Annotated in this window: 5 protein-coding genes and 1 pseudogene; all 6 read right to left on the bottom strand. The window is 62.7% G+C overall.

The features are described 5' to 3' along the window. Positions 1-497 (bottom strand): putative phage tail protein (locus AC4PR2_RS27685; protein WP_492175888.1); only part of this gene is annotated, 497 nt, incomplete at its 3' end. Continuing rightward, the gene (locus AC4PR2_RS27680) at positions 488-1,567 is read right to left on the bottom strand and encodes a baseplate J/gp47 family protein (protein ID WP_492175887.1); all 1,080 of its coding nucleotides are present in this window, start codon (positions 1,565-1,567) and stop codon (positions 488-490) included. The genes AC4PR2_RS27680 and AC4PR2_RS27685, both read right to left, overlap by 10 nt. After that, positions 1,568-2,005 (bottom strand): phage GP46 family protein, encoded by a 438-nt coding sequence (locus tag AC4PR2_RS27675; RefSeq protein WP_492175886.1) that lies wholly within the window; start codon positions 2,003-2,005, stop codon positions 1,568-1,570. Continuing rightward, positions 2,002-2,607 carry a phage baseplate assembly protein V gene (locus tag AC4PR2_RS27670; protein WP_492175885.1) on the bottom strand — a complete coding sequence of 202 codons (606 nt, stop codon included), beginning with the start codon at positions 2,605-2,607 and terminating at the stop codon, positions 2,002-2,004. The genes AC4PR2_RS27675 and AC4PR2_RS27670 overlap by 4 nt, the downstream gene beginning before the upstream one ends. Continuing rightward, complete coding sequence (locus tag AC4PR2_RS27665; RefSeq protein WP_492175884.1) at positions 2,600-3,730, bottom strand: phage baseplate assembly protein; 1,131 nt, start codon at positions 3,728-3,730, stop codon at positions 2,600-2,602. The genes AC4PR2_RS27670 and AC4PR2_RS27665 overlap by 8 nt, the downstream gene beginning before the upstream one ends. Continuing rightward, a pseudogene (locus AC4PR2_RS27660) lies at positions 3,723-4,525 on the bottom strand (DNA circularization protein); the annotation flags it as partial. The gene AC4PR2_RS27665 and the pseudogene AC4PR2_RS27660, both read right to left, overlap by 8 nt.

Genomic DNA, 4,525 nt, shown 5'->3' with positions numbered 1-4,525 from the left:
TTATATCTGTCCAGCAAACACTCCAGAATACCCGCGGAATAAATACGCAGCGGCGTGGTGATCGGATCCAATACGTGCATATTGCGATATTTCACATGGTCTTTGATGGTAATAATGCTGACCCATTGGCTCTCTGGGGGATTATGGATAGTTACCGTAAAGCCATAAGCGTGCGCGAGCGCAATATAAAACTGGCGGTTTAAACTGGGTTTGAGGCGCATTTTATTGGCGGCATAAACCTGCCGCTCTGCCACGCCCGCATCTTCGCCAATATCGCAGTCCGGCAATCCCAGGAACCCTTCCCAGTCTTCCAGCAGCAGCGAGGCCGTCGACGGAAACCGCTCCGAGAGCAACGCCTGCGCCCGTTCGGTCACTCGCGCCGTGCTGCGTGACAGCGCGTCAGCGAGGCGGGCAAGCAGCGTGTCGGGGCCGGTATTCCAGGCCTGCCCCTGCGGCAATAATTGCAGGAAGGCGCGCTGATGTGGATTTAAAGCCACTTGACCTCCCCGAGCACCAGTAACTCGTTTTTCGAGGCCGAGACCGGCTCAAGCGGGCTTTTCAGCTCGTAATCGTCAAGTCCGCCGACGCCGGCAAGCGCCCGCCAGAATGAGGACGGCAAGATAAGCGCGCCCGGTTTAGCGTTGGTGTAGAACACACGCGCCAGCGCTTCACTGACGCGCTGCTGATTCTCCGGCGTGTTCGGCGCAATGCGCAGCGACAGCGCGATTTTTTTCGGCTTGAGCGCAAACACCGTAACGGTGGGGCCTTCAGGCTGGCCGACCCACTCGCCGGTTGCCGGATCCCGATGGCGCTGGATGTACTCCGCCACGCGGGCGGTATCGGCGGCGCCGGGGAAAATATCTTTGCGATTATCCATCACAAAGGTCACGCCGACCGTGCCCGGCCCGTTCCAGGTCGGCAGGCACCAGCTGCGGGTCACGCCCGGCACTTCGCGCGCCCAGCGTTCGTAATCCCAGCGCGTGCCGCCGCCGGGCGGAAATTGCACCCGATACAGCAATCGCGACAGCAGCTCGTCGGCGGTTTCCCGGTCGGCGCCACCACTTAATCCAGGGGCGGCCACGCTGGCCTGTTGGTTGACACCGGCGACGGGTGTAACAAAGTTCAGCGCCTGCCCCTCGATGCAGTCACCGGCCAGCCCCGCAGTGTCGGCTTCGACGGTCACCAGCAACGAACCGGCATCGCCCCGTTTTGACGCTGTAATACGGTACAACTCGCCGTCAGCGCGTTGCAGGCGCGCATCTGCCGGCACGGTTGCCGTGTCATACAACGACAGCCGCACCGGGCCGCTGGCGCGCGCCGCCTGCTTGCGTACCACGCCCCAAAAGGCGCAGTGGTTCAGTAATTCGCTCTCGTCGGCATCGGTCGGGATTATCTGACGCGCTATCCAGCCAAGGTGCTCATGCTCCATCGCCGACAGGCCCGCCTGGGACATTGCCAGCGCGCCGAGCAGGCTTTCGGCGGCCGGCAGGCTGTCTGGCAGACGCTGGGCGATATCCTGCTGCACCTGGTTTGCCAATTCTCCGAGCGTTGGGTTTTGATACGGCATTTAAATCCCCTGTAACGTGGCTTTAAAGGTGTAGGGGCGTACCCCATCTCTCGGCAAAGTCAGCCGCACATGGAGCCACAACCAACCAGCGTGCGGCTGCGTGGCCCGGCACTCCAGCGCGAGGATATGGCCGTCTTCCCGCAGCCACCCCAGCGCTTCGCGCGCGTAGTCCTCGGCGCGCGTGAGTACGCTGTCAATCGTCTTTTCGCGTGCCAACAGCCACAGACGCGAGCCGATAGGGCGCGGGCGGTAGCTGTCACCCCACCATCCGCGGCGGTCGCCGCTGTCGTCAGGTAGCCGGTCAGCCACATCCGCACGGCGGTCGGTGAAGAGCGACAGCAACACCGCCGTGGTCAGGCTGTCATCACTGAGCAAATCGGCCCCGGCCTGTATCAGTTGCCCCTCGCCGTTGACCCAGCGCAGCGCGATATCACTCATTGCGGCCCCCCGGTAAGGCTGCCCTGGCCATTCTCATGATGGCGGTGCGCCGTTTGCTTGACGCCACCGATAACGGCTTCCGGCGCGGTGAAGGTGCCTTTGGATTCGCTGCTGCCTTCTATGCTCATGTTCTGTTTCACTGTCAGGTTTTTCTCAATGTTCACATCGCCGGTAAAGCGGGCTTTCGGGGTATCGAATACCGCCTCTTTTTCGGCGACCACTTCCAGCGTTTTACAGGTAATAATGCAGCGGCCGTCTTTGGTCAGCCGGATCCGATGGCCCTCGTAGTGGTAAACCCCGGTGTCGCCGGCAACCAGGCCGGTCGGGCGATATCGGCGGTCTTCCACAAGCAGCACGGTCGCCTGGTCACGGCTGCCGCCAAGGCAGGCAAACACCACCTCGGCCCCCGGCAGCGGCACGCTGATTTGCCCGTACTGCTGCGGACGTTCCACATCATCAAACGTCTCGCCATCCAGCCCGGTCAACTGGACGTTTTGCGCTTTCAGGGCGTCATTGACACCGGTCAGCACGCCGCGCCCGAACAGCAGGCGAATACCGCGCATCACCGGGCCAAGCAGGCGATGCAATGCCATATCACTCATCAAGTTTGTTCCCCTTGTTAAGCCAGGCCCGCACCAGCCCGTCCACGCCGCCCCCGGCGCCTTTTCCCTTGCTGCTAGTGCCGCTGCTGTCCGGCTCGGCCGGCACAATAAAGGCATCGCGCGGGGCCAAGGTCAGGGTGGTGCGCTCCCCCTTGTCCGCATCGAGACTGAACATCACCTGGCTAATCAGCAAATCGCGGCTTTCCATCGACAGCCTGGGGGCAACCACCTTTGTCAGCAGGTTGGTCTGCCACAGTTCGCCATTCTCGCGGAACCAGCCGCGCACCACGGCGGTGAAGTTTTCCGACTTCGCCAATGCCCGGCGGCTTTCCCGCAGCGCGCGGGCGCGGGCAGTGGCCGGGGTGATTTTACTGTCGGCCAGAATGACTTTCGGCCGGTAACGGTGGATGGCTGCATCGTCGCTTTCCCCTTTGGGGGCCGCGCGCAGCGCATTGGTTTTCGCATCGCCGGCTTTGCCACCGCCGCCGCCGTGACCTTTAATCAGGTACTGGCTAAAGCGATCCCGCCAGTCCTCGGTGTAGTCGGCCGACAGCAGGTTATCCCCCAGGCGCAGCGTGTCGGTGGCTGATTTTTCCGCCTGGGTAAACACCAAATCCCCCGCAGCATTGCTGGTGACCAGCACGCCGCGGTGACGCGCTGCACGGCTAAGCACATCCGCCACGGTTTCGGACAGCTCGAGGGTGAAGGAGGTGAAAGGTTTGGCGGCCTCGGGGTCGTCCACCTCCCAGCGAACCGCCACCCCGAAGGGGGTACACAGGTCTTGTGCAATCTGTTGCAGGGTGCGGCCTCGCCATTGGCCGCCCGGATAGACGGCCGAACAGTCTACCAGGTCACCGGTTTTATCCCGCCCCTGAACCGTGACCTGCGCCGAATCGGCGCCCATCTTGTGCGTGACCTTGTCCAGGTAGCCACTGATCACCACATGTCCATCTATCGACAGCGCAAGCGGCAGACCGGCGCGCAGGCTGTCCGGCAGCGGTTGACCGGGCATCATAATGCCGAGAGTAAAATCGCCGGCCAGACGCTCCAGCCCGCGGGTGATACTGACCGAGATCCAATGGGTGAAAATCTGGTTATTGATACGCAGTTCAACGCTAGCCATTGATGACCTCCACGGTGGTGCCGCCCGGCACAAACAGCGGGTGTGCCAGATGGTTACGGCGAATGAAACGCGCGTAGTCTTGCGCATCCCCGGCGGTGCGGTAAAGGGTCACCAGCGCCGGCTCTGTCGTGGTCGTTTCAACGGCTTTGATCCCCGGTAAGGCGACGCCGCGACGGCTGAGATCGTCCACCAACGCCCGCCGCACCGCCCGGAGGGTGATAGCCAGCCGCATATGCCCCTGCGCGGAAGTGGTGAGGGCGCCGCGCTCCAGGCGATCGGCACATTGCTTGCTGATACGCATCACATCATCGGCACTCTCAAGCCCCGGCACGGTGAGTCGCGTTGTGGCCGTGTCTCGGCCGGTGTCCGTCTGCGGTTTCGCGGTGCGGCGCTGTTGTATCCGGGTCTGTTCAATGCTGACCGTCAGCAGCGACGACACTATCTGCACCTGGATAAGGGTTGCCGCCAGGCTCACTGTGTTTTGCAGCAACTGGATATTGCGCCGTGTATCCGCCTGAAGGCCGTCCACATCACGGGCGCTGTCCTGCGATTTGAATACCCGGTCGAGGCGGTCAGCCTGCAACAGCGTCTGGCGCTGCAAGGCGATTTGCCATTGCGTCTGTGACGGCGCGAACGAAGAAGACGCGCCGCGCGGCGGCGTGATACCCGCCGGCAAGGTTGACGCGGCCGTTGTTGATGCCGTGCGGATGCCCGTTGTGGGGGCGTCGGGCTGCGGGTAAGTCGGCAAGCGCAGCAGCCCCTGATAGATGCCCTTGAATGCCTGCGCCAGGCGCG

Source organism: Serratia sp. A07, assembly GCF_058725505.1.
This window is presented reverse-complemented; position numbering and strand designations above follow the sequence as displayed.